This window comes from Micromonospora globispora, from assembly GCF_003857015.1.
In the GTDB taxonomy this organism is placed as follows: domain Bacteria; phylum Actinomycetota; class Actinomycetes; order Mycobacteriales; family Micromonosporaceae; genus Micromonospora; species Micromonospora globispora.
The window spans coordinates 1-4486 of sequence record NZ_QGGF01000035.1; the positions used below are offsets into that span (position 1 = coordinate 1).

At 71.2% G+C, this 4486-nt stretch carries 9 protein-coding genes; 7 read left to right on the forward strand and 2 right to left on the reverse strand.

From position 1 onward, the window contains the following. Window positions 1-247 precede the first annotated feature (247 nt). From DKL51_RS36050 to DKL51_RS01020, 7 genes are all read left to right on the forward strand, one after another. Window positions 248-382 (forward strand): hypothetical protein, encoded by a 135-nt coding sequence (locus DKL51_RS36050; RefSeq protein ID WP_260428324.1) that lies wholly within the window; start codon window positions 248-250, stop codon window positions 380-382. A 127-nt stretch (window positions 383-509) separates the two neighbouring features. Then, window positions 510-713: a heavy-metal-associated domain-containing protein gene (locus DKL51_RS01000; protein ID WP_165823232.1), complete on the forward strand. Its 204-nt coding sequence runs from the start codon at window positions 510-512 to the stop codon at window positions 711-713. Window positions 714-748: 35 nt separating this feature from the next. Then, window positions 749-1501, forward strand: a complete 753-nt coding sequence (locus DKL51_RS01005; RefSeq protein ID WP_207784002.1) for a DUF4386 family protein — start codon at window positions 749-751, stop codon at window positions 1499-1501. A gap of 268 nt (window positions 1502-1769) precedes the next feature. Continuing rightward, the gene (locus DKL51_RS34615; RefSeq protein ID WP_165823231.1) at window positions 1770-1922 is read left to right on the forward strand and encodes a hypothetical protein; all 153 of its coding nucleotides are present in this window, start codon (window positions 1770-1772) and stop codon (window positions 1920-1922) included. 106 nt (window positions 1923-2028) lie between these two features. Beyond that, window positions 2029-2262, forward strand: a complete 234-nt coding sequence (locus tag DKL51_RS01010; RefSeq protein ID WP_109947103.1) for a heavy-metal-associated domain-containing protein — start codon at window positions 2029-2031, stop codon at window positions 2260-2262. Window positions 2263-2288: 26 nt separating this feature from the next. After that, the gene (locus tag DKL51_RS01015) at window positions 2289-2744 is read left to right on the forward strand and encodes a hypothetical protein (protein WP_124811622.1); all 456 of its coding nucleotides are present in this window, start codon (window positions 2289-2291) and stop codon (window positions 2742-2744) included. Between the two features lie 134 nt (window positions 2745-2878). Beyond that, on the forward strand, window positions 2879-3352 hold the full coding sequence (locus DKL51_RS01020) for a GNAT family N-acetyltransferase (RefSeq protein WP_109943746.1): 474 nt from the start codon (window positions 2879-2881) through the stop codon (window positions 3350-3352). A 51-nt stretch (window positions 3353-3403) separates the two neighbouring features. Here the strand turns inward: DKL51_RS01020 and DKL51_RS01025 are convergent, their stop codons facing one another. Beyond that, the gene (locus tag DKL51_RS01025) at window positions 3404-3655 is read right to left on the reverse strand and encodes a hypothetical protein (protein ID WP_109943751.1); all 252 of its coding nucleotides are present in this window, start codon (window positions 3653-3655) and stop codon (window positions 3404-3406) included. 33 nt (window positions 3656-3688) lie between these two features. Continuing rightward, the coding region (locus DKL51_RS01030) for an ATP-dependent DNA helicase (RefSeq protein ID WP_185734661.1) at window positions 3689-4486 on the reverse strand (798 nt) is incomplete at its 5' end.

The window sequence follows — 4486 nt, forward strand, 5'->3', positions numbered from 1 at the left end:
GGTTCCCGTCCGGCCAACATGAGTCCGACGGTACCGAGCGCGCCGGACAAGTCCCGGATCAGGACCCGGCGAAATCACCGGCGTGAGTGATCATGCCGGCGGCGAACGTGGCAGCCGACCACCACCCCCGCTTCCGAGCAGGAGCCATGTCGGCCGACCTCGCCGCCGAGCCGGCGGCCCCCGCCCACGGGCACCAGTCGCCGCATGCGCCGGCGGCGCACAGCTCGGTTGCTACGGCGCCCCCACCGTGATCCTCGGCGGCCTGGTCGCCATGGCCGTACGCGTCCTTGCCGCCCTGTTCGTCCTCACCGCGCTCGCCGTGCCCGGTGGCAAGCCCAGTGCCGCCGTCACCGGCCACGGGCACGGGGCGCACCGTCACTGACCGGGCCGATCCCGGCGGAAAACCCGGCGATTTTCCCGGTGAGACGCACCCACCCCCGCGCCGACTCTTGTACCTGACCGCACCAGCATCAGCACCTCAAGGAGCTTCCCTGCTGTCCAGCACCTTCATCGGTTCGACCACCTTCGAGGTCGAGGGCATGACCTGCGCGCACTGCCAGCGCGCGGTCACCGAGCAGATCGCCGCCGTCGACAGCGTCGGCTCCGTCAACGTCGATCTGGCCGCCGGGACCGTCACCGTCACCGCCTCTCGCCCCGTGGACCGCGCCGACATCGCCGCCGTCGACGAGGCGGGCTACGTCCTCGCCCCGTGACACCGTCCATCCCTCACGCAACCTGGAGGCCTGCCGTGTCCAGCACATTTCCCGCCCTCAGCGCCACCCCCGCGCACACCGAACCCCTGGCGCGTCGCACGTCGCTGCGCCTGTCCGCCACGCTGCTGCTCGTGGGACAACTCCTGTACATCGTGGTCACCCAGTTCCACGCCGCTGGGGACGCTAATAACCACTCCGCCGTGTTCGCCGAGTACGCCGGCAGCGGGATCTGGACAGCCGTGCACCTCGGCCAGTTCGCGGGCATGGCGATCTTCCTCGCAGGGTTGCTCGCCCTGTTCTTCGCCCTGGACGTTCAGGCTGGAACGGCGAGATGGGCGGGTCGATTCGGTGCCGCTTCGGCGGTGGCGACGCTGGCGCTGTACGCCGTCCTCCAGGCGGTTGACGGGGTCGCCCTCAAGCAGGCCGTGAACGCGTGGGCGAGCGCCCCGGACGCCGAGAAGGCGGCGCGCTTCGCGAGCGCCGAGGCAATCCGCTGGCTTGAGTGGGGGGTGAGGAGCTACCAAAACTTCGCACTGGGCCTCGCTTTGCTCCTGTTCGCAGCCGCAGTCATGCGGACGGCATGGCTCCCGCGGCCGTTAGCCCACCTGATGGGGCTTTCCGGCCTCACCTACCTGGTGCAGGGCTGGGTGGTCGGCTCCGCAGGCTTCTCGCAAACGGAGACGATCGCAATCGTGCTGGCCTTCGTCCTGGACGTAGCGTGGATGATCTGGCTGGTCGTGGTCGCCTCGCGGATTCAGGATTCGCAAGCCCCGTCGCCTGGCCGATGAAGCCAGGGCCCGCGCGGCGCTGGTCACCTTCGACATCGCCGGCGATCGCGCCGACACGAAGGCGACGATCGGCCCCATCCAGGACATGGCATCCGTGGGCTGAGCCCCCACCCAGCCTTCGACCAGCCGCGGACCGCGGTGGCCGCCCCACCTGGGCGGCCACCGCGACGCCGGACCCCCCGGCTCAGCACCTGCGAACGCTCAGAACGACCATGCCCGAGGCAGCTCGGTGCCTCGCCACCCCTTCCAAGAGAAGCGGAGCACGTCCATGCCCATCGCTGCCCGACCCCCGCGCCCGGCCAACCCGACGAAGTCAGCGGTCGAAGGCCAGCCGCCACCCATCCTCACCCCGCTCGCCGTGCTCGGTGGCAAGCCCGGCACCGGCGCCAGCGGCCACGGTCCCGGCAGGCAGGGCCACTGACCTGGCCGATCCCGGCGAAAACCCGGCGATTTCCCCGGTGAGACGCACCCACCCCCGCGCCGACTCTTCTACCTGACCGCACCACCAGCACCTCGAGGAGTTCCCCATGCTCTCCGGCACGCCCCGCACCTTCATCGGCTCGACCACGTTCGAAGTCACCGGCATGACCTGCGCGCATTGCGTCCGCTCCGTCACCGAGGAGATCTCGAGTGTCGCCGGCGTCGAGTCCGTCACCGTCGACCTGGCCACCGGCAACGTCACCGTCACCGCCTCCCAGCCAGTCGACCGCGCCGACATCGCCGCCGCAGTCGACGAGGCCGGCTACGCCCTCGTCCCGTAACCCACGCCCATCCCTGGAGACATGCCATGCACAGCCAACCCGCCACCCCAAGCACAGCCCCCGCGCCCACCGACGCCGTGGCGCACAACGGCCACCGCCTGAGCGCCAAGAAGTTCGCCCTGCACTTCGCCGAGATGGTCGTGGCGATGGCCGTCGGCATGGTGGTCCTGCACCCGGTGTGGATGTTCGCCCTCGACGCCCTCGGCGCCGCCGCACTGATGCACAACCCGTACACCGGCGCGCTGATCATGGCGACGAACATGACGGTGGCCATGTCCGCGTGGATGAAGTTCCGCGGCCACCGCTGGCGGCCCATCGCCGAGATGGGCGCGGCCATGTACGTGCCCTTCCTGGTGCTGTTCGTGCCACTGGCGCTCGAGCTCATCGACACCGGCACCCTGATGCTGTGGGGCCACCTGCTCATGCTCCCGGCGATGGCCGTGGCCATGCTGCTACGCCCGCACGAGTACGCCCACTGCTGACGCCCCGCCCCAGCCCGGCGACGTCGGTGACACCTGCGGCGTCGCGTAAACCCGACCGCGGCGGCGGTAGCCGTCCTGCCCGCTCCCGCCGCCGTGTCCGCCCCGTCCACCCCACCCCACGAGAGGAGCCCGCGATGACCGAGGTCACGATCCGTCGGGCCACGCCGGATGACGCCGCCGACGTGGCCGCGATGGTCCGCGAGATCGCCGCCCATGAGGGCCAGGCGGCGCAGGTACACGTTACCGACGAGCAGTGGCGCGTCCTGCTCGCACGCCCCGAGGTGATCGTCCTGCTGGCCGAGCGCGGCGGCCGGGCGGTCGGCTACGTCTCCTCCGTCCGCCAACTGCACCTGTGGACCGGCGGCGACGTGCTCAACCTCGACGACCTCTACGTCCGCCCCGGGCACCGCGACGCCGGCGCCGGCCGGCAGCTCATGGCCGCCCTCGCCGCACTGGCCGCACCCGCGCAACTACTCATCCGCTGGGGCATGGAGGTCGACAACGCCGACGCGCAGCGCTTCTACCACCGCCTCGGCGCCACCATGCGACCCAAGATCCTCGCGGTCTGGCCCCCGAGCGCGTACGCCGACCTGGCCACCGGCCACTGACCCCGGCCGCGAACCTGGCGAAATCGCCGCCGCCGGCCGGGCGGCGTGCCATCAGCGAGGCGGGGGTGAGGCGGCGTCGCCGGTCTGCTGGCGCCAGGTGCCGCCGGCGTCGGCGGCGAGGAGACGTTCGACCATGGCGCGGGCCTCGGTTTCGGTGTCGAACTCCCACCGCAGCACCTGACCTGTCTCGCTGTCCCCGGCGCGGGCGATGACCTTCCACCGGACTTCGCGGGTCAGCCACACGTCGCGGCGGGCCAGGCGTCCCCAGATTCCGTTCCACCACCGTCCGGCCACGTCTTCCACCACGGCATCGTGCAGGTGTTCGATTGGCTGGTGTCAGGTGAGGCGGTGGTCGAGGGCGGTGTGGCGGCGGCCGGCGCCGACGGTGCGTACGGCGGCGGAGAGGGCGCGGCGGGAGCCGACGAGGACGACGAGCTGTTTGGCGCGGGTGACGGCGGTGTAGAGCAGGTTGCGTTGCAGCATCATCCACGCGCTGGTGGTCAGGGGGATGACGACGGCGGGGTATTCGGAGCCTTGGGAGCGGTGGATGGTCATGGCGTAGGCGTGGGCGAGTTCGTCGAGTTCGTCGAAGTCGTAGTCGATGCTCTCGTCCTCGTCGGTGCGTACGGTCAGGGTCTGCTCCTCGGTGGAAAGGGCGGTGACGATGCCGAGGGTGCCGTTGAAGACGCCGGCTTGGCCTTTGTCGTAGTTGTTGCGGATCTGGGTGACCTTGTCGCCGATCCGGAAGACCCGCCCGCCGATGCGCCGCTCGGGCTGGCCCTCGCGGGACGGGGTGAGCCGCTGCTGCAGCAGCGTGTTCAGCGCGCCGGCGCCGGCGGGGCCGCGGTGCATGGGGGTGAGGACCTGCACGTCCCGGCGCGGGTCAAGGCCGAATTTGGCGGGGATGCGGGTGCAGGCGACGTCGACCGTGAGCGCGGCGGTGGCCTCGGTGTCGTCGCAGGCGAACAGGAAGAAGTCCGGCAGGCCTCGGAGGAGGGGTGGGCGGCCGGCGTTGATGCGGTGGGCGTTGGTGACGACGCCGGACTGGGCGGCTTGGCGGAAGATCTGGGTCAGCCGCACCCGGGGGATGGGGGGGGCGGCGAGCAGGTCGCGCAGGACTTCTCCGGCGCCGAC